Genomic DNA, 22579 nt, shown 5'->3' with positions numbered 1-22579 from the left:
TACGGCACGGCCACCGAAAATTCGCCTGGTGTCAGCTCCGTCCAGATGGTAGTTAGATGAAACGTGGGTCGGCTAGTAGGACAGCTTCGGGAGCCGAGGTGATCCATGTGGATCGGACTCGTGGGCATCGTCGTCTTCAGCGCGCTGCTCTGGCTCGCATCGAAGACGACTGATCGCAACGCCCGCTGAAGGAAAGCCGAGCGGTGCGGCCGACGACGCCGGGCGCACCGGGCAGCAGACGTCCTGCGCGGGTGCGTCCTGCGCACCCGCTGTGAAACGGCTCAGAACTCCTTGCAGGTGATGGACGTGTTGCCGGCCCGGCAGTCCTGGATGTGGCCGACGCGATCGATCCCGGGGCCGTAGGTGAGGGTCACCGTGATGGGGCTCTTGAACGGCGCGAGGACGGGCAGGCCCTTGAACTTGAGGACGTAGCGGACCGCGTTGGGCGTCGCCGGCACGGGCCGGAAGTCGCCGCTGAACAGCTTGTCCGCGCTCCGGCACTTCAAGCGGCCGTTGCTCGGGGTGAAAGCACAGTCGGTGACGGCCCACGTGTGCATGGCGTCGCCCTCCAGGCGGTCCTGCACGCGCGCGGTGATCGGGTTGTCGTGCGTGAAGGCGTCGGCCGTCGTGAGCGCCACGAAATGGCCCTTGGCGACGAAGCGGCCGGTGTCCTTGGTCGTGCTCGTGTCGCCGCGGAGCTTCAGGCGCGTCACCTTCAGCTCGCCGTCCTCGCTGTCGCAGATGTCCGGAATGCCGTCGCCGTCGACGTCGCTGGCGCTGGTCGCGACGCACACGCCGCCGATGCACTGGTCGCTCGTGCGGCACGGATCGCCGTCGTCGCAGACGGTGCCGTCGGGCTTGTTGGGATTCGAGCAGAGGCCGGTCTGCTGGTCACACACGCCCGCATCGTGACACTGATCGAGCGGCAGGCAGGTGATCTCGTTCGAGCCGACGCAGTGGCCCGTGGCGTCGCACGTGAACGTCTGATCGCACGCGTTGTTGCCCTGACACGACGAGCCGGGCGGCTCGATCGTGCACACCGGGGAGCAGCAGTCGCCCGGCTGGTTGTTCCCGTCGTCGCACTGCTCGCCGGGATCGAGATTGCCGTCGCCGCAGTGCTCCTCGACGACGATCGTCACCGGGCAGATCGCCTGCTGGTTGTTCGTGTCCGTCGCCGTGAAGCTGACGACGTAGCTGCCGGCGTCGGAGAGGAGCGGCGTCCACGAGAGGAGGCTCGACACCGGATTGCCGGTCGTGGGGAGGGGCGGCGTCATGGTCGCGCCGGCGGGGATGCCCACCGCGTTGAGCGTGACGATGTCGCCGGCGTCCGGATCCGAGGCCTGCACGGTGAAGCTGAACGGCACACCCGACTGGGCCGTGAGCGTCGCGTTGCACGTCGGCGTCGGCGGATGGTCGAAGACCGGTGGCTCGTTCACGTCGGGGACGAGCTGGATGAAGAAGTCGACCGCGACCTTGCCCTTGATGTTGTTCGAGGCGTCGCGCTCTTCGATCGTGACCTGCGTCGAGTAGAGCGTGTTGGTCGCGACCGGTCCGAGCGTCGCGCCGTTCGTGTTCCAGGTGTACACGCCGCTCATCGGGTCGATCGATGCGGCGTTCGTCGCCTGCGGCGGACCCGGTTGGACGAACGCGCCGGTGTCGGCTTCGGGCGCCGTCGAGAGACGGAACGTCAGGGTGTCACCGTCCGGGTCGGTCGCCGGGACGAGGAAGGTGCAGACCGCGTTCTGCGGGCAGATGACGATCGGGGGCAGCGCGGACACGGCCGAGCTGTTGCCCATGCCGACTTCGACCCGGGTCTCGACGCGGTAGTCGAGATCGGGGTTGTTGATGTGCGCGTTGGGGCCTTCGACGGGCGAGATCCGGCAGCAGTCCTCGATGCGCGCGATGTACACGCCCGGCACGCCGTACGTGTGGCGGATCGAGGTGTCGACGGCCGGCAGGCTCGCATTGTCGATCGCGAGACCGAACGCCCAGTTGTTCGTCGGGTCGACCGACGTCACGAGATAGAAGAGGCCGCCGCCGCCCGGCGAGCCGATGGTGGGCGATCCGTCACCGAAGTTGAGCCGCGTGTCGCCGATGTCCTCGCGGATGACGTCGCCGGGAAGGGGAAAGCCGTCGCCGCCGCTGCAGGCGATGACCGTGTTCGTATTCGGGTTGACGCAGGGGTTGAAGCTCGGCGAGTTGTCACGACGGAAGACGTTCTGGAGCGTGAAGTCGACCGTGTTTCCGCTCACGAGCTGCCAGGTGAGGAGGCCGTACCGGAAGTGCGTGGCGCCCGCCGGTGCGGCTACGAGCAGGGCGGCGAGGCCCGCGAACGCGATCAAGCGACGTGCGATCATGCTCCGTTCCTTCCGTTCAGAACGCTCGGCAGGCGATGCCCGTGATCTTGAGGACGCAGTCCGAGATCGTTCCCACGCGATCGATGCCCGAGTTCGTCTCCGTGACGGTGACCGTGACGGGGCCGTCGAAGGGGCCGACGAGGTTCAAGGCGCGTACCTTCACGACGACCGAAAAGGCAGACGGGATGCCGCGCAGCGGTTTCGCGACCAGGCTGATGTACTTCTTGCCGCCGCCGTAGCAGCGGGTCTTGCCGCTCACGGTCGTGCACTCGGAGGCGAGGAACGTCACCGTCACGTCGGTCGTGATCGCGTCCTGCACCCGGATCGCGACGCCGTTGGCGGCGTCGAAGACGTCGGTCGGCGGATTGGTGACGAAGAACCCCTGCATGCGCAGGACGCTGTTGTCGCCCTGGCCGCTCGAGTTCCGGCGCAGCCGGACCTTCGTCACGCTCAGCTCCTCGGCGCACACGGTGGTGGCGAGCGCCACGCCGAGCACGACCGCTGCGATGCCGCGGGTTCCCATGAGGCCTCCTAGAACTCCTTGCAGGTGAGCTTCGTGCTCTCGAGCCGGCAATCGACGACCACGCCCACCCGATCGATGTCGGCGTCCTGGGAGATCGTCGTGGTGACGGGGCCGCTGAAGGGTCCGGCCAGGCCGACGCGCTTGACGGTGGCCACGAAGCGATAGACCTGCGGCGTCGCCTTGAGCGGCTTGAACTGGGCCTTGAAACGACGGTCGGCGCTGATGCACAGCACCTTGCCGGACGGGACGGTGAGGCAGTCGCCGGCCGCCCACTGGTAGGTGGCGTCGAGGCCGAGCGCGTCCTGCACGCGGAGCCGCAGGCCGCTGGCCGCCGAGACCACGTCGGCGGGCGGGTTCACGAAGAAGTCGCCCTTGGCCTTCACGGTGCTGTTGTCGCTGGCGACGCTGGTGTCGCGCCGGAGCTGGAGGAGGATGACGTTCAACTCGGCGTCGGCGTCGTCGCACGCGTCGCCGATGGTGTCCCCGTCGATGTCCGACTGGCTCGGGTTCGAGACCGTGGGGCAGTTGTCGAGGGCGTCGCAGGTGCCGTCGCCGTCGGTGTCCTCCGGGCAGGCGAAGGCCGGCGTCACCGCCAAGGCGGCCGAGAGTGCGCACGCGACGAGAAACCTGTTCATAGGCATGACTCCTCCCGGGGCCCGCTGACCCAAAAGTCGTACAGAGGTCGCGGTCCGGGCGTCAAGGGAAATCGGCGGGGTTCCGGCCGCGCGCTGCGCGGCTGCACGGCAGGTGCGATAGCGAAGCGGATTCGCTCGACTGGCGGCGGTCCCGGCGTAGAGAATGGTCGCGTGTTGCCCACCTGCATCCGTCGGGCCCGCGTGCCCTCGGACGTCGCCGCCGTGACCATGGCGCGGCGCGAGGTCGACCCCCGCAGCGTCGGTGCTTCGGCGGACGGCGTGCAACGGGTCTGGGCGGCGGTCGAGCGGCTCTACCGCAGCGGCATCCATCCCGCCATGCAGCTATCCGTCCGGCGCCACGGCGGCGTCCTGATCGACCGCGCGATCGGCTTCGCTACCGGCAACGGCCCCGACGACGCGGTCGACACGCCGAAGATTCCGGCCACACCCGAGACGCCCTTCTGCTCGCTCTCGGCGTCGAAGGCCGTGACCGCGATGATCGTGCACCTGCTCGACGAGCGGAACCTGATCCGTCTCGACGATCCGGTGTGCGAGTACATCCCGGAATTCGCCGCGCGCCGGAAGCAATGGATCACGATCCGGCACGTGCTGGCGCATCGCGCCGGCATCCCGAACCTGCCGCCGGAGGTCATGCGGCTCGAGAACCTCGACGAGCTCGACGAGGTGATGGACATCCTCTGCGACGCCGCGCCGGTGTCGCGTGCGGGACGGCAGCTCGCGTACCACGCCGTCACGGGTGGCTTCATCCTGGGCGAGGTCGTGCATCGCGTGACCGGGCGATCGATCCGACAGGTGCTCGACGACGAGATCCGCCGTCCCCTCGGCCTGCGCTGGTTCTCGTACGGTGTCCCGCCCGCGGACGTGGCGAAGGTCGCGACGAACTACCTGACCGGCCCGCCGGTCCTGCCACCGTTCTCGTACCTCTTCGAGCGCGGCCTCGGGGTCGGCTTCCGCGAGGCGGTCGCGATGTCCAACGACCGCCGGTTCCTCACCGGGCTCGTGCCCTCGGCCAACGTCGTCGCGACCGCCGACGACTACGGGCGCTTCTACCAGCTCCTGCTCGACGGAGGCATCGAGAGTGGCGTACGGATCTTCGATCCCCGCACGGTCCGCCGGGCGACCGGGGAGCAGTCGTACCTGGAGATCGACTTCACGCTCGGGCTCCCGTTCCGCTACGGCATGGGGTTCATGCTGGGGGGCCAGTGGCTCTCGCTGTACGGGCCCGACACGTTGCGGTCGTTCGGCCACCTCGGGTTCACGAACATCGTCTGCTGGGCGGATCCCGAACGGCAGGTGGCCGCGGCCCTCATGACCAGCGGGAAGCCCTTCGTCTATCCGGAGATCTACCACCTCTTCGACATCGCGCGGCAGATCGGCCTCGCATGTCCCAAGGTCCCCGCAATGGCACTCCGGGCGCGGGCCGACCACTCGGCCGCCTGAGCCCGACAGGCCGAAAAGGGGCTGGACGCCCGCGGCGGGATCGCGGTATCCCCGGCGCAGAGGCCCGTATGGTTCCAACGGGACCGCTGCTCGCGCGCGACTTTGCGAGCACGATACTCGACATCGTGCCGGACACGCCGTGCTACGATGACAGCGTGGCGTGCGCGCTGCGCTCGCTGGTCGACTACCTCCTGCCGCTGAGCCTCGTCTTCGTGGGTGGAGTCGCGATCGGGCTGCTGCTCGCGGTTTCGGTTTCGGTGCTCTCGGCGCGGTTCGAACGCCGGCGTGGGCCGATCACGCCGCGTCGGCGGCGTCTCGTCTCGGGACCGATCCACACCGACGGCACGTGGGTTCGTCTGGTCGAGGACGAGCGGGGCCGGCGCACCGTCGAGGTGCTCGAAGGCGCCAACTGGCGGCCGAGCACCCGCGATCTGACGCACCTCCTGCTCGACGTCCCGGTGACGCGGACGCGCTGACGCGGCCCGCGCTTGCAAGTCTCGTCGCACCCGGCACTATCCTCGCCGTGGAGCGCGCGCGCCGATCCCTGGCGGCGACCTCGGATCGCCTCCCGAGCCTGAGCGCGCTCGTCCCCGTGCACGACGAGGAAGCGACGATCGCCGGCGTCGCCGGCGCGCTCTGCGACGTGCTGCCGTGGGTGGCCGACGCCTGGGAGGTGATCGTGGTCGACGACGGGAGCCGGGACCGGACCCCGCGCATCGCCGACCATCTCGCCGCGACGGTGTCCGGCGTGCGTGTCGTGCGCCACGCGGCCAACCGCGGATACGGCGCGGCGGTGCGCTCGGGTCTCGCGGCCGCGCGCTCCGAGTGGATGTTCCTCACCGACGGCGACGGCCAGTTCGATCCGGCGACGCTGCGCGACGTGTTCCCCGCGCTCGGCGACGCCGACGCGCTCATCGGCTTTCGCGAGCGGCGTGCGGATGCGCGGCATCGACGTGCGTTCACCACGGCCTGGAACACCCTCGTGCGCGCCGCGATCGGAGTGCGCGTGCGCGACGTCAATTGCGCCTTCAAGCTCGTGCGGCGTGCCCTCCTGGACGATCTCGACGCGCACGCGACGGGCGGGGCGATCTCGGCCGAGCTGCTGCGGCACCTGGCCCGCCGCGGCGCCCGCATCGTCGAGGTGCCCGTGCCGCACTTTGCGCGCCGTGCGGGGCGCGCGTCCGGCGGGAGCCCGCGCGTGGCGCTCCGGGCCTTTGCCGAGCTGGCCGCGCTGTGGTGGAGACAGGGGTGATGACGGCGCGACCGAAGGCGATCGACTGCTGGCTCAACCCGTCGTTCCGGGCGACCGACTATCGCCCCGACTTCCTCGTGCGTGTCGCCCGCGACTACTTCCATCGCGAGAAGGAGATGTTCGAGGTGACGCCGCTCGAGGAGCTCCTCCGGCAGATGGACGCCTCGGGAGTCGAGCGTGCGATCCTGACCATCGACCCCCACGATCCGGCACCCTACTACGAGGTCCGCAAGGCCTTCCCCGACCGGTTCATCCTGTCGGCCATGCTGGATCCCATGGGCGGCATGCAGACGATCCGCGTGCTCGAACGGGCGGTGACGCAGTTCGACGTGCGCCTGGCGCGCGTGACGCCGTTCCTCGTGAACCGGCCGCCGAACGACAAGGTCTACTATCCGATCTACGTGAAGTGCATCGAGCTGGGCGTGCCGATCTCGATCAACACGGGGATCCCCGGTCCGCCCATGCCGGCCGAGCCGCAGCGGCCCCTGTACCTGGACGAGGTGTGCCTCTTCTATCCCGAGCTGACGATCGTGATGGCCCACGGCGCCGACCCGTGGTGGGGGGAAGCGATCCGGCTCATGCTCAAGTATCCGAACCTCTACATGATGACGTCGGCGTACGCGCCGAAGTACCTGCCGCCCGAGCTGATCCAGTTCATGAATACGCGCGGGCAGGGGAAGATCCTGTTCGCGTCCGATCACCCGGTGCTGTCGTTCGAGCGCTGCCTCGCCGAGGCGGCCGGGCTGCCGCTGCGCGACGGCGTCCTCGAGAAGTACCTGCGCACGAACGCCCTGTCGGTCTTCCGCTTCGACTAGCGCCGCCGAACGCACCGCGCAGCGCAATCGACGGGACATTTTGTTCGTCGACGGAGCCGTGCCGGCGTGCAACGATGGCAGGCAAGTTGCAACGACCAGGTGCGTGTAGTAGCCCGCGTCGCTCCGCGATGACCGGCCCTGTCAGGACCGCCGCCCCTGCCGACGCATGGCTGGGGCTCGCCCTGGTTCCCGGCCTCCCACCGCGGCAAGCCATTGATCTGGCTGCGCTTCTGGGTGGCTCGGAGCGTGTGGTGGAGGCATCGGCGGCGGTGCTCCGGGGTGCTGGAATCGCGGCCGAGGTCGCCTCGGAGATCGGCCGGGCGGGGGCTCTCGCGAGCGCCGAGCGGGCTGCCCTCGATCGGATCGGGGCCGCCGCCATCACGTGGGACGACGACCGCTATCCCGCGCGGCTGCGCCCGATCGCCGACCCTCCGCTGGCGTTGATGGTGCGCGGATCGATCGAGGCCATCGACGATCCGGCGGTTGCGATCGTGGGTGCGCGGAGGGCGGGCGAGTACGGACGTCGGGTCGCCGACGACCTCGCGCGCGGCCTCGCGCAGGCGGGAATCACGGTCGTGAGCGGTCTTGCCACCGGCGTCGACGCGGCCGCGCACCGCGGAGCGCTCGCCGCAGGAGGCCGGACGATCGCGGTCATGGCGACCGGAATCGATCGCGTCTACCCCACCTGGAACCGGGGTCTGGGCGACCAGATCGCGGGCCGGGGAGCGCTCGTCACCGAGTTCCCATGGGGCACCCCGCCCCTGCATTTTCATTTCCCTCGGAGGAACCGTATCATCAGCGGGGTTTCGGTGGGGACGGTGGTGGTGGAGGCAGCGGAACGTAGCGGCTCGCTCATCACGGCGCACTACGCGCTGGAGCAGGGGCGCGAGGTGTTCGCGGTGCCCGGGCCGGTGGGCGTGCCCCAGCACGCTGGCTGCCACCGTCTGATCCAGCAGGGTGCCAAGCTCGTGACGTCGGTCGAGGACGTGCTCACCGAGATCGCGCCGGCGCTGGTCGGCCGGGTGAGGGCGGCTCGCGCGGCGATCGCCGCGGCATCGGTCACGGCAGCGGAGCAGCGCCTCCTCGGCGCGATCGGCGACGGCGCCGCGCACGTCGACGACGTCGTCGCGCGGGCCGGGGTCGATGCCGGCGCGGCGCTCGAGACGCTGCTCGCGCTCGAACTGCGCGGCCTCGTCGAGCAGCGCCCGGGCATGCGGTTCGTCCGGAGGCAGGTGGCCTAGTGGCGAAGCACCTCGTCATCGTCGAGTCGCCGGCCAAGGCGAAGACGCTCTCCAAGTACCTGGGCCGCGACTACCAGGTGAAGGCGTCGATCGGCCACGTGATGGACCTGCCGAAGTCGAAGCTCGGGGTCGACATCGAGAACGACTTCGCCGCCGAGTACCACGTCATCCAGGGCAAGGCACAGGTCCTCGCCGACATCAAGAAGGCGGCCAAGGACAAGGACAACGTCTACCTCGCCTCCGACCCCGATCGCGAGGGCGAGGCCATCGCGTGGCACATCGCCGAGAAGCTCGGCTACCCGAAGAAGAAGAACGTCCGCCGCGTCCTCTTCAACGAGATCACGAAGAAGGCCGTGCAGGCGGCGATCAAGGAACCGCGCGATCTCGACAAGCACCTCTTCGACGCGCAGCAGGCCCGGCGCGTGCTCGATCGGCTGGTCGGCTACAAGCTCTCGCCGCTGCTCTGGAACAAGGTGCGGCGCGGGCTCTCGGCCGGGCGCGTGCAATCGGTCGCCGTGCGCATCATCTGCGAGCGCGAGCGCGAGATCCTCGCCTTCGTTCCCGAGGAGTACTGGACGGTCGAGGCGCGGGTCGAGGGCCAGCAGCCGCCGCCGTTCACGGCGCGCCTCGCCGAGATCGACGGCCAGAAGCTCGACCACAAGCAGCTCCGCCTCGACACCAAGACCCGCGTCGACGAGGTCCTCGCGGGCCTGCCGGGCGCCACCTGGACCGTCACCAACGTCGAGAAGAAGGAGCGACGCCGCCATCCGACGCCGCCCTTCATCACCTCCAAGCTCCAGCAGGAGGCGTCGCGCAAGCTCGGGTTCCAGCCGTCGCGGACCATGCGCATCGCGCAGCGGCTGTACGAGGGCGTCGAGCTCGGCGACGAGGGCGCGGTCGGCCTCATCACCTACATGCGCACCGACTCGACCCGCATCGCGGGCGACGCCATCGCGGCGGCGCGCGAATTCATCGGCGGGCGGTTCGGGCCCGAGTACGTGCCCGAGCAGCCGAACGTCTACCGCTCCAAGAAGGAGGCGCAGGACGCCCACGAAGCGATCCGGCCGACCTTGATGGAGTGGCCGCCCGAGCGCGTGGCGCCGTTCGTCGAGCGGGAGGAGCTGCTGCTCTACACGCTCATCTGGAACCGCTTCGTCGCGAGCCAGATGGCGTCGGCGGTCTACGACGCCACCTCGATCGACCTCCAGGCCGAGCGCTGCCGCTTCCGCGCCACCGGCCAGATCCTCAAGTTCGACGGCTTCATCCGCGTCTACACCGAGGGCCGCGACGATGCCGCGGCGCCGAACGGCGACGACGACGACACCGAGGGCCAGCTCCCGCCGCTCACCGCGGGCGAGACCGTGAAGCTCCTCGAGCTCCTGCCCGAGCAGCACTTCACGCAGCCGCCACCGCGCTTCACCCAGGCGACGCTCATCAAGGAGATGGAGGAGCAGGACATCGGCCGGCCGTCCACGTACGCCAGCATCATGGGGACGATCCTCAACAAGGAGTACGTGATCGAGGACGACCAGCGGCGGCTCAAGCCGACCGAGCTCGGGTTCCTCGTGACCGATCTCCTCGTCGGCTCGTTCCCCGACGTGCTCAACGTCGAGTTCACGGCCTCGATGGAGGACGAGCTCGACGCCATCGAAGAAGGCAAGGAGCACTGGTCGCAGGCGATGCGCCGCTTCTGGGTGCCCTTCGCCAAGGACCTCGAGCGCGCGCAGGTCGAGATGCGCGACGTGAAGCGGGAGGAGCGCCCGACCGACCTCACCTGCGAGAAGTGCGGCAAGGGGATGGTCATCAAGTGGGGTCGGCGCGGCGAGTTCCTCGCCTGCAGCGGCTACCCCGAGTGCCGCAACACCATGAACTTCACGCGCGACGAGAACGGGAAGATCGTTCCCGAAGCGCCCGAGGTCGTCGACGAAGCGTGCGAGCTCTGCGGCAAGCCGATGCAGGTCCGGTTCGGCCGCTTCGGCAAGTTCGTCGGCTGCTCGGGCTATCCGGACTGCAAGAACATCCGGCCGTTCCACAAGCCGAAGCCGACCGGAGCCACGTGCCTCGTGTGCGGGCAAGGCGAGATGTACGAGCGCGTTTCGCGGCGCGGCAAGCTCTTCTACTCGTGCAATCGCTACCCCGAGTGCAAGTCCGTCGTGTGGGACAAGCCGGTGCTCGAGCCGTGTCCCAAGTGCGGTGCGAGCTTCGTGACGGAGAAGGTGACCAAGCGGTACGGGACGATCCGCCGGTGCGCCAAGGAAGGCTGCGACTGGGTCTTCCAGCCCGAGCTCGCCGAAGGCAACGTGCTGCCGCTGCCCGAGCGCCGCGAAGCGGCGTCGCGGCGTCCCGCGCGGACGGGCACGCCGCCACCCGGCAAGAAGGCCGCCGCGAGCGCACGGCCGGCCGCGGCCAAGGTCGACGCGCCGGCCGCGGCGGCTCCCGCCCGCCCGCGCAAGGCGAGCGCACCCGGGCGGAAGCCGGCCGCCGTCAAGAAGAAGAAGGGGACGACGGGCGGCGCGGAGCTCTCGTGAGCGATCGGGTGACGATCATCGGCGGCGGGCTCGCCGGCTGCGAGGCGGCCTGGCAGCTCACGCGCGCCGGGATCCCGGTCGACCTCTACGAGATGCGTCCGGTGCGCGAGACCGCCGCGCACGTGACCGATCATCTGGGCGAGCTCGTCTGCTCGAACTCGTTCCGCAACGCGACCATGGAGACGGCCGTCGGCCTCCTGAAGGAGGAGATGCGGCAGCTCGGCTCCGTCGTCATGGCCGTCGCCGATCGGCATCGGGTGCCGGCAGGAGCATGCCTCGCGGTCGACCGCGTGCGGTTCGCCGAGGGACTGACCGCTGCGATCGAGCGGGACCCGCTGATCCGTCTCGTCCGCGAAGAGGTCACCGACGTCCCGAGCGGGCTCACGATCCTCGCCACCGGCCCGTTGACGTCGCCGGCGCTCTCGACCGCACTAGCGCGCCTGCTCGGATCGCCGCACCTGTACTTCTACGACGCGATCGCGCCGACCGTGACCACCGACTCGATCGACATGCAGGTCGCCTGGAAGCAGTCGCGCTACGACAAGGGCGGCGACGACTACGTCAACTGCCCCCTCGGCCGGGACGCGTACTATGCGTTCGTCGACGCGGTGATGGCCGCCGAGAAGGTTCCGGCGCGCGACTTCGAGCGCATCATCTACTTCGAGGGCTGCATGCCGATCGAGGAGATGGCGCGCCGCGGGCGCGACACGCTCGCGTTCGGCCCGATGCGCCCGGTCGGGCTCGTGGACCCGCGCACCGGCACGCGTCCGTTCGCCGCCGTGCAGCTCCGGCAGGACGATGCCGAAGGCCGCCTCTACAACATCGTCGGCTTCCAGACGAAGATGACGTACGGGGAGCAGCGGCGCGTGCTGCGCATGATCCCCGGGCTCGAGCGCGCCGAGTTCGTGCGGCTGGGGAGCCTGCACCGCAACACGTACGTGAACGCGCCCGACCTGCTCCTGCCCTCGCTGCAGGTCGCCGCCCGCCGCTCGCTCTTTCTCGCCGGCCAGATCGTCGGCGTGGAGGGCTACGTCGAGTCGGCGGCGACCGGAATCCTCGCGGGTCTCAACGTCGTGCGTCTCCTGCGCGGCGAACCGCTCGCGATCCCGCCGCGGACGACGGCGATGGGCTCGATGCTCGCGTACGTGACCGAGCGCGGCAAGAAGAGCTTCCAGCCGATGAACGCGAACTACGGTCTGTTCCCACCGCTGCCGCGCGCGCTGCACGGGCGGGAGAAGAAGCTCGCGCTCGCCGAGCGGGGACTGACCGACCTCACGCGCTGGCGTGACGGGATCATGGCGCCGCCCGGCGGTGCCGCCTCGGTGGCGTGAGCGGCTCGGGCGCCCGGGTCGCCGCCGCGATCGACGTCGGCAGCAACTCCGTCCTGCTTCTCATGGTCGCCGTCGGCGCCGACGGCTCGGCGCGCGCGATCGACGAAGCCGCCACGACGACCCGGCTCGGCGCCGGGCTCCGCGCGGGTGGCGCGCTCGATCCGGAGCGGGCACGGGCCACCCTCGACACCGTCGTGAAGCTCGCCGGCCGGGCGCGAGCCCGCGGCGCACACGACGTCTGGGCGTTCGCGACGGGAGCGGCGCGGCGCGCTGCCGACGGTCAGGCGTTCGCGGACGATGTCGCCGCCGCGTCGGGCGTTCCAGTGGAGATCCTGAGCGGCACGCGCGAAGCGCACCTCGCCTTCGCGGCGGTCGTCCACGGCCTTGGTCTGGGTGCGGCACCCGTCGTCGCCATCGACGTCGGCGGCGCCACGACCGAGCTCGCGCTCGGCCGCGGCGAGACGATCGACGCGTGTGTGAGCCTGCCGCTCGGTGCGCTCGCGCTCACCGACGCGTGCGGCGGCGACGGGGCTCGCCTGCACCACGCGATCGACGTCGGGCTGGCGACGACGGACCTGCCCGCGCGTGCGCGCGCCGCAGGGGCGCTCGCGGCCGCCTCCGGCGGCACGGCGACCTCGCTCGCCGCGCTCGCGCTGGGCCTCGCCCGCTACGATCCTCGCGCCGTCCATGGCGCGGCGCTGGCGACGGACATGCTCGAGGCCATCGCCGCTCGCGTTCCGGCGGACGGCGAGTTGCTCGAGCCGGGGCGCGCCGCGATTCTTCCGGCGGGAGCGTGTATCCTCGGCGGCGTGGCGCGAGCCCTGGGGACGTCCCGGCTGCGCGTGAGCGATCACGGCGTCCGGCATGCCTACCTCCGCGAGCGGCTCGCCGCGGCCGGCGTGCGCGTGATGATGGGTGCGCTGTGGGGGTGACGGGCACGCAGTTGGGCGCCGCCGGCGTCCCGAACCCGGAGCGCGTGCTGCAGGCGATGGGCCCGGTCGCCGGGTGGCTCGAGGCGGCGGGCGACGACGCCACGCTCGCGGGGCTGCGCGCTGCGGCCGATCCGGCGGGGGCCCTGCACGCGCTCGAGCGGCTCCTCGACGCCGCGCCTGCGCCCGTCGAGCGCCCCGACCTGCTGCTGCGGGTGCTCGGTGGCAGTCCGGCGCTCGCCTCGACGCTCGCCGCGGAAGCAACGGGTTGGCCGGCGCTCTTTCGGCGCGTCACGGGCGAGCCGCGCCGCGACGTCGCGACGCACGTGCGCGCGCTCGCGGAGATGGGTGCGCACGGATCGGTGGCACGCGCGACGCTCCACGCGCTGCTGCGCGCCTACCGGCGCCGCGAGCTGGTGCGGATCGGTGGCCGCGACCTGGTCGCGCTCGCCACCGTCGACGACACCGTGGCCGAGCTGTCCGCCCTCGCCGAGGGCTTGATCGACGTCGCGACGGCGTGCACCCGGGCGCGCATCGCCGCGGAATGGGGCGGCGATCCGCCGGTCGCCTTCGCCGTGCTCGGGATGGGGAAGCTCGGGGGCGAGGAGCTCAACTACAGCTCCGACATCGATCTCGTCTACCTGTACGCCGACGACGGCGAGCACGCGTCCGGCCGGACGTTGCGCGAGTTCTTCGTCCGCATCGCCGAGGAAGTGACGAAGGCGCTCGCCGAGGTGACGGCGGACGGGTTGTGCTTCCGAGTGGACCTCCGGCTGCGGCCCGGTGGCGGCGAGGGGCCGCTCGCGGCGTCGGTCGCCGCGACGGTGTCGTACTACGAGGCGTGGGGCCAGACGTGGGAGCGGGCCGTGTGGCTGAAGGCGCGGCCGGTCGGCGGCGAGCGACGCCTCGGCGACACGCTGCTCGGCGAGCTCGCACCATTCGTCTATCGCCGCTACCTCGACTTCTCGACCCTCGAGGACCTGAACGCGATGAAGCGGCGAGTGGATCAATCGCTGCGTCACCCCGGGCAGTACCAACGCGACGTGAAGCTCGGCCGTGGCGGCATCCGGGAGATCGAGTTCTGGGTGCAGGCGCAGCAGCTGGTGCACGGCGGGAAGGACGCGCGGCTCCAGGCCCGCGGGACCGTCGCGACGCTCCGGGAACTCACGCGCGGCGGGTACGCCGACGCGACGCTCGCCGAACGGCTCGCCGCAGCGTACCGGTTCCTGCGCGACGTCGAGCACAAGATCCAGATCGCGCACGAGCGGCAGACGCAGCGCATCCCGGACGATCCGGAGGAGTATGCGGTGCTCTTGCGCCGCCTCGGCTTCGTCGGCGCCGACGGCGATGCGCGCTTCCGCGCTCAGCACGCGCACCATACCGAGGTCGTCCATGGCGCGTTCGAGGCCCTGTTCCACGGTGCGGAGGAGGAGCGTCGGCGCGAGGAGCGGCCCGAGGTGGCCGCGATCTTCGACGAGCTCGACGACGAGGCGGGGACGCGCGCGCGGCTCGCCGCGCTCGGGTTCACGGATACGGCGACCGCGTATGCCGACCTGAAGCTCCTCCGCGACGGTCCGAGCCATGCGCCCGCGTCGCCGCGGCGGCAGCGGGCGATGGCGGCGCTCGCGCCGGCCATGCTGGGTGAGATCGCGCGCACCGCCGATCCCGATCGTGCCCTCAGCCACCTCGCGAGCTTCATCGGCTCGATCGGGGCGCGCACGAGCTTCCTGCACCTGCTGCTCGAGAACACGGGCGTGATGCGGCTCCTCCTCCGCCTCTTCGGTACGAGCGAGTTCCTCTCACGCTACTTCCTGCGCCATCCCGAGCTGCTCGACAGCCTGGTGCGGGCCGATCTGATCCGCCTCGACGTGACGCGCGCCGAGCTCGACGCCGAGCTCGCCGCGCGGCTCGCTGCCGCGCGCGACCTCGAGCGCCAGCTCGACACCATCCGTCGCTTCCGCCACGAGGAGTTCCTGCGCATCGGGGTCCACGACATCGAGGGCGAGCTGCCGGGCGAGGTGGTGCGCAGCCAGCTCACGATGCTGGCCGAGACCTGTCTCGCCGCCGCCGCCGACATCGCGCAGGCGGCCGTCGGCGACCGGCTCGGGCTGCCGGCGACGCCGCCGACCGACGGCCTCGTCATCGTCGGCATGGGCAAGCTCGGAGGCGGCGAGCTCAACTACCACTCCGACCTCGACATCGTGTTCCTGTACGACGCCGGCCCCGAAGGATGGTGGGCCGAGCGTGGGCTCGCGCCGCACGAGTACTTCAGCCGCGTCGCGCAGCGTACGATCAGCGCGCTGCAGACGCCGACGCAGGAGGGCATCGCCTACAAGATCGACACCCGCCTGCGGCCTTCGGGCAATCAAGGGACGCTCGTGTCGTCGATCGCCGCCTTCGAGAGCTACCACGCGACCAGCGCCGCGGTGTGGGAGCGCCAGGCGCTCGCGAAGGCGCGTCCGCTGACGGGACCGCGCGCCCTCCGGGATCGTGTCGCCCACGTGATCGACCGCTTCGTGTACGGCCACGGGCTCGCGCCCGAGAAGGTGCAGGAGATGGCGGCGATGCGCGCGCGCATCGCGGACGAGCGGGGAGCCCAGAGCGGCGACGCGGTCAACATCAAGACCGATTGGGGCGGGCTGGTGGACGTCGAGTTCGCGGTCCAGATGCTGCAGCTCCGCCACGGGCCCGCCGAGCCGCGGCTGCGCGTGCGCTCGACGCGCGAGGCGCTCGACGCGCTCATCGAGACGGGGCTCCTCCGACGGGACGACGGCGAGCGGCTGCGCGCGGGCTACGGGTTCCTGCGCGACCTCGAGGGGCGGCTGCGCATCGAGCGCGACCAGGCCGTCGAGGCGTTCGACGCCGACGCCGAGGCCGTGCTCGCCCTCGCGCGCCGCCTCGGCTACGCCGGCGACGACGCGACCGTGGTCGCGTCGTTTCGCGCCGACCTCGCACGCCATCGCGCGGCGATCCGCGAGATCTCCGCGCGCATCTTCGAGAGCGCGTCGCGGTTGCCAGTCCCGACCGCTTCGGGCTAGCGTCCCCGCTTCCATGGAGAAGACCGATCGCATCTGGATGGACGGCAGCCTGGTCGCGTGGGACGAGGCGAACGTCCATGTGCTCACGCATACGCTGCACTACGGCCTCGGCGTCTTCGAGGGCATCCGCTGCTACGAAGGACACGACGGGCGCTCGGCGATCTTCCGGCTGACCGAGCACGTCGCACGCCTGTTCGGATCGGCGCACGTGCTCGACATGCCGATCCCGTTCACGCCCGCCGAGATCGCGACCGCCTGCATCGACACGGTGCGCGCGAATCGCATGAAGGCGTGCTACATCCGTCCGCTCGCCTTCATGGGCGACGGCGAGATGGGCCTCGCCGCCCGGCCGAAGACCCGCGTCGCGATCGCCGTGTGGCCGTGGGGCGCCTATCTCGGCGAGGACGGGCTCACCAAGGGCGTGCGCCTCAAGACCAGCTCCTTCGCACGCTTCCATCCCAACACGATGCTGACCAAGGCGAAGGCGGTCGGACACTACGTCAACTCGATCCTCGCCGCGCGCGAGGCGCGCGGGCTCGGGTACGACGAGTCGCTCATGCTCGACGTCGACGGCTACGTGTCGGAGGCGAGCGGCGAGAACATCTTCGTCGTTTCGAAGGGCGTCGTGCGGACGACGTCCCTCCCGACCGTGCTCGCCGGCATCACGCGCGACTCGGTGCTGACGCTGCTCGCCGACCTCGGCATTCCCGTGCGCGAGGAGCGCTTCACGCGCGACGAGATCTACCTCGCCGATGAGGCATTCTTCACCGGTACGGCCGTCGAGGTGACGCCGATCCGGGAGCTCGACGAGCGGCGGATCGGCGACGGGACGCCCGGTCCGATCACGCGCCGCCTGCAGGAGCTGTTCTTCCGCGTGGTCCAGGGGCGCGAAGATCGCTATCGGAGCTGGCTCGCCCCGGTCTGAGGCAAGCCCCGTGCGGGATGCGTTCCGGCGCCCGCGCGCGCGGCGCCGAACGCCGGCGAGGCTTGCGATCCCGGAGGGCCTCAGGTAGCTACGACCGCCGAAACCGGCGCGGGCGCCGGGAACCCCGAGGAGGTCCGATGCGAGTGTACGTCTGGTCCGCGTGTGTGCTGGCGCTGCCGCTCGTGATGGGCGGGTGTGGCGGCTCCGAGACGCCACCTGCGGGCACGCCGGCGAAGCCGACGACGGCGGCACCAGCGACGCCTCCGACCACCGCCAAGGCCGGCACGACCGCCGAGGACGAGGAGTACGAGCTCGACGTGATCGCCGAGGCCGAGCCCGACGAGGGCGCGCCGCCGTTGAAGGTGCAGTTCACCGGCTCGGTCGAGGAAGAGGAAGGCGGGCCGTGGAAGTTCGAGTGGGACTTCGGCGACGGCCAGAAGAGCACCGAGCAGAACCCGTCGCACACCTACGAGAAGGTGGGCGAGTACACCGCGACGCTCTCCGTGACCGATCAGAAGAGCAACAAGGGCACGGACGAGATCGACATCTTCGTCGAGACCGACGACGACGAGTAGGAACCGACCCAAGACTGCGTCTTGGGTCGGGAGAGGACGCGAGGGTGTGGCGTCGGTGGCACGCGCCGCCGGCATGCCGCGGCCAGCGAAGCTGGCGCGGCAATGCAGGTACGCCCACCTCGGTCACGCTGCCGCGATCGTTGCCAATAGCGGGCTCCCTCCCATGCTCCGGGCGCGGTCGGGTCGTCAGAGAGCGCAGCGCGCGCGCACGGTGTGCGTCGCGCGTACCTGCCTTGCCGCGCCGGCTTCGCCGGCCGCGGCATGCCGGTCGCGCGTGCCACCAGCGCCCCACACTCGGTTCTCCCCGAGCCAAGACGCAGTCTTGGCTCGGCGCACTTAGTCGCAGCGGTCCTCGACTTGCTGCTCGGCCCATTCGAGATCGGTGAGCGCCGGTGCGAGCGCCGCGGCCGCGTCGCGGCAGCGGTAGCTCTCCGCGTCGAGACAGCGCGCGAGCGTCGCCGACGCTTCGCGCACTCGCGCGGCGGCGTCGCGCCAGCGCGTGCGCGCGCGCTCGCAGAGCTGCTCGGCGATGCGCTCGGTGAGGAGCGGCTTCGCGGCGGGCTGCTCCGGTAGCGTCGTCGAGGTCGGCGGCACGGGCGCAGGCGGCACGGGCGCCGGCGCCGGAGCGACCGCAGGCGCAGGGGGTGTCGCCGCGGCGGGCGCTGGAGGCGGCACGGCGGCGGGTGGTGCCGCCGGTGCGGGGGCCGGAGTCGGCGTCGGCGCCCCGGCAGGGGCGGGCGCGGGCGGAGGCGCCGGCGGCGCCGCGGGCGCGATCTGGGGCGGCGTCACGACGGCCGGCGCAGCGGGAGCTGCCTCGGGCGCGCGTGCAGGCGAGGGCAGCGTCGTGCTGGTCGGGGGTGGAGGGGTGGCGGCGGGTCCCGCGACGTCGACGACCTGAATCTGGCTCGCGCTCTCGACGATCATCTCCGGACGCCCGTGGAAGCGCTGGATGATGCCGCTCGCCTGGACGCGCCTGTCGACGTAGAGCCGCTCGGGATGGCGCGGCACGTCGGAGAAGAGGCCGATCACGAGCACGACGCGGAAGCCCTTCTCCTCCGGCGGCGCGAGTTCGAGCACCAGGTTGTCGCCTTCCATGTGGGCTTCGGTGACGACGCCTTCGACCGTCTGGGCCTGGCCCACGTGGTCGCCCGCCTCGGAAGCCGGGATCACGTCGGCGCTCGTCGGCCGTGCCAGGAGCAGGGTGGCGGCGAGGACGGCGATCAGGCGACGCGACGCGGGCATGAGCGGAGACCTTTGCCTCCGATGCCGGCGCGGGCGCAAGCGCCGGGGGGTCAGCGCGGCTCGCGGGCGCGCGCTTCGCTCACGGTGAGCGGACGACCGCCGAAGCTGGTGCCGTTGAGCGTCTCGACCGCGGCGGCGGCCTGAGCGTCGGTCTCCATCTCGACGAACGCGAAGCCGCGAGGACGACCCGTCTCGCGGTCCATGACGATCTTGACCTCCGCGACCTGCCGCCCATCCTGCTCGAACAGGGTGCGCAGTTGGGCTTCGGACGTCTGGAAGGGGATGTTCCCGACGTAGAGTCGCTTACCCATGCTCGCTCCTCGCATGATCCGGACCACGAGCCGCCGCCAACCCCGCGACCATTCCGGTACCGTTCGAGGCGTCCCCTAGCATGGGAGTCGCACCGCGGTCTAGGCCAGTTGTTATCACATCGGGCTGGGTCTCATGACGCGTCCCGCCGCCGCTCCGCACGCGTGCGCGGCGCGGAGCGCCGGCGGCGCCAGAGGACGGCGAGCGCGGCGCCCGCTGCGAGGATCGCCGCGAGCCCGAGCGCGCCGATCCCGGGCCCGTCACGATCCGCCGCGTCGACCACGGCGACGTTGGCGCTCGCGACGGCCGTCTCGTGGCGGTCGTCGCGGGCGATCGTCACCCACGCGTAGATCGGCACCGTCCCGCCGGGCGGCGCATCCGGGTTGTCGAAGCGCAGCGGCACGTCGAGCTGGCCGTGCGCGGGGACGACCACCGGGCGACTCGAGGGATCGACGCCGACGCCGGCGCCCGCGACCACCGCCAGCCTGGCGTCGAGCGCGACGTTCTCCGGGTTGTCGAGCGTCACGCGGCCGCGGCCGGTGGTCGTGATCGCGTCGGCCTCGACGGCGATGCGTATCTGCGGCGGCGCCATGCCGGGGGTGCGCACGACGTGGACGACCGGGGCCGACAGGCGGTGCCCGAACGCGTCGGCGTAGTGCAGGTCCACGACGAGCGGGAACGTGCCGGGTCCGGGTGGATGCGGCAGCGCGAGCTCCCAGCCCTCGGTGAAGCGCGGCGGCAGCGCCTCGACGGGCTTGCCGTGGGCGGTCGTCCCGACGAACGTGACGTCGGGTGTCAGATGATGCGCGGGCTCGTCGCCCACGTTGTTCACCGTCACGCGTACCGACGTGTCGCCGCGCACCTCGGCGTCGACGGCGACCTGCAGCGTCAGGAGCGCGCGCGCGTCGCGAGCCACCAGCAGGCACAGCGCCGCGCCGACGAGCCCCCGCACCATGGCTCGCACGTACCAACCGGCATGTCGGGCGGCAAACGCGCGCGAGCGGTTGACCGCCGACCACCTCGCCCCTAGCCTCGCGGCGTGCTGCGGCTGCTGGTCCTCGCGCTCGGGCTCGGCGCCGCGGCATCCGCCGCGGATCCGCCCGGCACGCCGGCGTCGCATCGCGCGATGGCGCGGTGCGAAGCCGCCAGGCGTCGTCCCGCCGCCGAGCGCAGCTCCGTGCTCCAGGACAGCCTGGCGCTCGCCGAGGCTGCGATCGCGACCAGCGACACCGACGCGCTCGCGCACTTCGCAGCGTTCTGTGCGCTGGGCGGCCTGTTGCAGGAGCAGGGGCTCAGCCTCGCCGCGCCGAGCCGGCTGCGCCGCCTGCGGGTCGAGGTCGACCGGACGCTCGAGCTGGCGCCCGATTTCGCGGACGCCCTCACGGGCAAGGGCTCGCTGCTCCTCGGGCTGCCGCGCCTGCTCGGCGGCGACGCCGCGGAAGGCGAGCGCCTGCTGCGGCGCGCGCTCGAGATCGACCCGGACTATCTCCGGCCGCGCCTGACCCTCGTGCGGGCGTTGCGCGCGCGCCGTGCGGACGACGAGGCACGCGCCGAGGCGACGCGCGCGCTCGCGATCGCCGAGCGCAAGGGGAGCGCAACCGACGCGGCTGCCGCGCGCGAGGAGCTGCGCGTACTCGGCGCCGTCCCTTGAGCGTGCGAATCGCCCGGGCTAAGGGTAGCGGACCCGGAAGGAGGATCATCACCGTGGAAGAGATTCGCTTCGACGACATCGAGCGCTTGAAGTCCAAGATCAGCGACCAGTTCGACGGCTGGAGCGAGCCCATCGAGGTCACGCAGGACATGATCAACAAGTTCGCCGACCTCACCGGCGACCATCAGTGGATCCACGTCGATGTCGAGCGCGCGAAGCGCGAGAGCCCGTTCAAGGGACCGATCGCCCACGGATTCCTCACCCTCTCGCTGCTGCCCGCGATGAAGCGCGAGCCGGCGTGGCGCATCACCGGGTACGGGAACGCGACGAACTACGGCGCCAACAAGCTGCGCTTCGTGTCCCCGGTTCCGGCCGGCGCCAAGATCCACTCGCGCGGCAGGCTGGTCGGTGCCGAGGCCCACCCGAAGGGCACGCAGGTGACGCAGGAGATCAACGTCCACGTGGTGGGCAGCGAACGTCCGGCCCTCATCTACGAGATGGTGGTCCTCTACCACCCCGCCGTGAAGCGCTGACGCGAGGCTGAGTGGTCCTTCCCATCGGTGACGCGCCGAACCCCCGCGGGGTTCCCGTCGTCACCTACGCGATCATCGCGATCAACGTCGCGATCTACGCGTTCGTCACCCTGCCGCTCTCGGACCAGCGGCCGCTGCCGGGCGATCCGGCGCTGGCGGAATACCTGCGCGTCATGAGCCGCGTGCTCGGCCGCCAGGTTCCGATGGCGACGCTCGCGCAGCAGGTCTCCGCATACGATCTCTACGTGTTTACGCACGGCTTCCGGCCCGCGGCGCCCACCGCGAGCGGCTTCGTGCTGTCGATGTTCCTGCACGGCGGCTTCCTGCACCTGTTCGGGAACATGCTCTTCCTGTGGATCTACGGCGACAACGTCGAGCGCCGCATGGGCGGGTTTCGCTACGCGCTCGCGTACCTCGGCACGGGATCCGCGGCGACGCTCTTCCATTGGGCCGGCGCACCGGCCTCGCAGGTGCCGGTCGTGGGCGCGTCGGGCGCGATCTCCGGCGTGCTCGGACTCTACTTCGTCTGGTTCCCGCGCAACGTCGTTCGCATGCTGTGGCTGCTGCCGCCGTTTCTCGGCAACATCTTCGAGGTCCCGGCGCGGGTCGTGCTCGGGTTCTACCTCGTCTTCGACAATCTGCTCCCGTATCTCTTCGCCGGCGACGACGTCGGCGTTGCGCACAGCGCGCACATCGGCGGGTTCATCGCCGGCGTGGCGATCGCGTGGGTCGCCGATCGCTACGGCATCGTGCACCGGCCGTCCGAGTACGCCGACGCCGTGCCGGAGTCGCCGGAGGCGGTCGGCGCGCTCGTCGACGAGGGCCGCTTCGCGGCCGCCGCCGCGACGTACTTCCGCCAGTCCGCCCGCGCGACGCGCGGGACGCTCTCGCCGGACCAGGGCTTCGAGCTCGCCCGCTGGCTGCGCGCCAACGGACACCTGGATGCGGCGCTGGTGCTCCTGCGACGCATGGTGCGCGACCTCCCGCCGGGCCCGGACCGCGCCGCCGCACACCTCGAGCTCGGCAGCATCCTGCTCGACGATGCCGGGCAGCCGGCGCCGGCGTACCAGCACTTTCTCGCCGTGCTCGACGAGGACGCCGACCCCGCCACGCAGGCCCGTGCCCGGGTGGCGCTGCAGCAGATCGCAGGCCTGCAGAAGCGCGGGCGGCGCGACGTGCGACCGCTCGGCTGAGCGCTCAGCGCTTCGCCGCCGCTGGCTGGGCCTTGGTGATC

General features: G+C 71.2%; 19 protein-coding genes and 1 pseudogene. 14 read left to right on the top strand and 6 right to left on the bottom strand.

Going from position 1 to position 22579, the window contains the following annotated elements:
* Positions 1-281 precede the first annotated feature (281 nt).
* The 3 genes and pseudogenes from VMS22_19000 to VMS22_18990 form a co-directional block, all read right to left on the bottom strand.
* Entirely contained in the window at positions 282-2357 is a 2076-nt protein-coding gene (locus VMS22_19000; protein HXJ36125.1) for a putative Ig domain-containing protein, read from the bottom strand.
* A 16-nt stretch (positions 2358-2373) separates the two neighbouring features.
* On the bottom strand, positions 2374-2880 hold the full coding sequence (locus VMS22_18995) for a hypothetical protein (protein ID HXJ36124.1): 507 nt from the start codon (positions 2878-2880) through the stop codon (positions 2374-2376).
* Positions 2881-3338: 458 nt separating this feature from the next.
* Positions 3339-3446: pseudogene (locus VMS22_18990) on the bottom strand (thrombospondin type 3 repeat-containing protein).
* Positions 3447-3686: 240 nt separating this feature from the next.
* On the opposite strand from VMS22_18990, the gene VMS22_18985 reads away from it, so the two are divergent.
* From VMS22_18985 to VMS22_18935, 11 genes are all read left to right on the top strand, one after another.
* A complete protein-coding gene (locus tag VMS22_18985; protein ID HXJ36123.1) occupies positions 3687-4976 on the top strand; it encodes a serine hydrolase domain-containing protein in 1290 nt (429 codons plus the stop codon).
* 68 nt (positions 4977-5044) lie between these two features.
* Complete coding sequence (locus VMS22_18980; GenBank protein HXJ36122.1) at positions 5045-5452, top strand: hypothetical protein; 408 nt, start codon at positions 5045-5047, stop codon at positions 5450-5452.
* Positions 5453-5499: 47 nt separating this feature from the next.
* A complete protein-coding gene (locus VMS22_18975; GenBank protein HXJ36121.1) occupies positions 5500-6228 on the top strand; it encodes a glycosyltransferase family 2 protein in 729 nt (242 codons plus the stop codon).
* Positions 6228-7043 carry an amidohydrolase family protein gene (locus tag VMS22_18970; GenBank protein HXJ36120.1) on the top strand — a complete coding sequence of 272 codons (816 nt, stop codon included), beginning with the start codon at positions 6228-6230 and terminating at the stop codon, positions 7041-7043. The genes VMS22_18975 and VMS22_18970 overlap by 1 nt, the downstream gene beginning before the upstream one ends.
* A gap of 248 nt (positions 7044-7291) precedes the next feature.
* Positions 7292-8284, top strand: a complete 993-nt coding sequence (gene dprA / locus VMS22_18965) for a DNA-processing protein DprA (GenBank protein HXJ36119.1) — start codon at positions 7292-7294, stop codon at positions 8282-8284.
* Positions 8284-10812: a type I DNA topoisomerase gene (gene topA, locus VMS22_18960; protein HXJ36118.1), complete on the top strand. Its 2529-nt coding sequence runs from the start codon at positions 8284-8286 to the stop codon at positions 10810-10812. Before dprA ends, topA begins: the two co-directional genes overlap by 1 nt.
* The gene (gene trmFO, locus VMS22_18955) at positions 10809-12143 is read left to right on the top strand and encodes a methylenetetrahydrofolate--tRNA-(uracil(54)-C(5))-methyltransferase (FADH(2)-oxidizing) TrmFO (protein ID HXJ36117.1); all 1335 of its coding nucleotides are present in this window, start codon (positions 10809-10811) and stop codon (positions 12141-12143) included. Before topA ends, trmFO begins: the two co-directional genes overlap by 4 nt.
* Positions 12140-13075, top strand: a complete 936-nt coding sequence (locus VMS22_18950) for a Ppx/GppA family phosphatase (protein HXJ36116.1) — start codon at positions 12140-12142, stop codon at positions 13073-13075. The genes trmFO and VMS22_18950 overlap by 4 nt, the downstream gene beginning before the upstream one ends.
* Entirely contained in the window at positions 13072-16110 is a 3039-nt protein-coding gene (gene glnE, locus VMS22_18945; GenBank protein HXJ36115.1) for a bifunctional [glutamate--ammonia ligase]-adenylyl-L-tyrosine phosphorylase/[glutamate--ammonia-ligase] adenylyltransferase, read from the top strand. Before VMS22_18950 ends, glnE begins: the two co-directional genes overlap by 4 nt.
* A gap of 13 nt (positions 16111-16123) precedes the next feature.
* Positions 16124-17035, top strand: coding sequence for a branched-chain amino acid transaminase (locus tag VMS22_18940; protein HXJ36114.1), 912 nt, complete (start codon positions 16124-16126; stop codon positions 17033-17035).
* Between the two features lie 137 nt (positions 17036-17172).
* Positions 17173-17610 (top strand): PKD domain-containing protein, encoded by a 438-nt coding sequence (locus tag VMS22_18935; protein ID HXJ36113.1) that lies wholly within the window; start codon positions 17173-17175, stop codon positions 17608-17610.
* Positions 17611-17946: 336 nt separating this feature from the next.
* Here VMS22_18935 and VMS22_18930 read toward each other — a convergent pair whose 3' ends face one another.
* The 3 genes from VMS22_18930 to VMS22_18920 all read right to left on the bottom strand — a co-directional run bounded on the left by VMS22_18930 (position 17947) and on the right by VMS22_18920 (position 20116).
* Positions 17947-18852: a hypothetical protein gene (locus VMS22_18930; protein HXJ36112.1), complete on the bottom strand. Its 906-nt coding sequence runs from the start codon at positions 18850-18852 to the stop codon at positions 17947-17949.
* A 50-nt stretch (positions 18853-18902) separates the two neighbouring features.
* Positions 18903-19163 (bottom strand): RNA-binding protein, encoded by a 261-nt coding sequence (locus tag VMS22_18925; protein ID HXJ36111.1) that lies wholly within the window; start codon positions 19161-19163, stop codon positions 18903-18905.
* A gap of 131 nt (positions 19164-19294) precedes the next feature.
* Entirely contained in the window at positions 19295-20116 is an 822-nt protein-coding gene (locus VMS22_18920; GenBank protein HXJ36110.1) for a hypothetical protein, read from the bottom strand.
* 84 nt (positions 20117-20200) lie between these two features.
* On the opposite strand from VMS22_18920, the gene VMS22_18915 reads away from it, so the two are divergent.
* The 3 genes from VMS22_18915 to VMS22_18905 are packed head-to-tail and all read left to right on the top strand — an operon-like array spanning position 20201 to position 22538.
* Complete coding sequence (locus tag VMS22_18915; protein HXJ36109.1) at positions 20201-20812, top strand: hypothetical protein; 612 nt, start codon at positions 20201-20203, stop codon at positions 20810-20812.
* 53 nt (positions 20813-20865) lie between these two features.
* Complete coding sequence (locus tag VMS22_18910; GenBank protein HXJ36108.1) at positions 20866-21345, top strand: MaoC family dehydratase; 480 nt, start codon at positions 20866-20868, stop codon at positions 21343-21345.
* An 11-nt stretch (positions 21346-21356) separates the two neighbouring features.
* Positions 21357-22538, top strand: a complete 1182-nt coding sequence (locus VMS22_18905) for a rhomboid family intramembrane serine protease (GenBank protein ID HXJ36107.1) — start codon at positions 21357-21359, stop codon at positions 22536-22538.
* Positions 22539-22579 lie beyond the last annotated feature (41 nt).

The sequence above is a fragment of the Candidatus Eisenbacteria bacterium genome, from assembly GCA_035577985.1.
In the GTDB taxonomy this organism is placed as follows: domain Bacteria; phylum Desulfobacterota; class Binatia; order DP-6; family DP-6; genus DATJZY01.
This window is presented reverse-complemented; position numbering and strand designations above follow the sequence as displayed.

Bases quoted from the DNA above. Each gene is read 5' to 3' on its own strand.
- VMS22_19000 (HXJ36125.1), bottom strand. From the start codon at position 2,357: ATGATCGCACGTCGCTTGATCGCGTTCGCGGGCCTCGCCGCCCTGCTC.
- VMS22_18995 (HXJ36124.1), bottom strand. From the start codon at position 2,880: ATGGGAACCCGCGGCATCGCAGCGGTCGTGCTCGGCGTGGCGCTCGCC.
- VMS22_18980 (HXJ36122.1), top strand. From the start codon at position 5,045: ATGGTTCCAACGGGACCGCTGCTCGCGCGCGACTTTGCGAGCACGATA.
- VMS22_18970 (HXJ36120.1), top strand. From the start codon at position 6,228: ATGACGGCGCGACCGAAGGCGATCGACTGCTGGCTCAACCCGTCGTTC.
- VMS22_18940 (HXJ36114.1), top strand. From the start codon at position 16,124: ATGGAGAAGACCGATCGCATCTGGATGGACGGCAGCCTGGTCGCGTGG.
- VMS22_18935 (HXJ36113.1), top strand. From the start codon at position 17,173: ATGCGAGTGTACGTCTGGTCCGCGTGTGTGCTGGCGCTGCCGCTCGTG.
- VMS22_18930 (HXJ36112.1), bottom strand. From the start codon at position 18,852: ATGCCCGCGTCGCGTCGCCTGATCGCCGTCCTCGCCGCCACCCTGCTC.
- VMS22_18925 (HXJ36111.1), bottom strand. From the start codon at position 19,163: ATGGGTAAGCGACTCTACGTCGGGAACATCCCCTTCCAGACGTCCGAA.
- VMS22_18920 (HXJ36110.1), bottom strand. From the start codon at position 20,116: ATGGTGCGGGGGCTCGTCGGCGCGGCGCTGTGCCTGCTGGTGGCTCGC.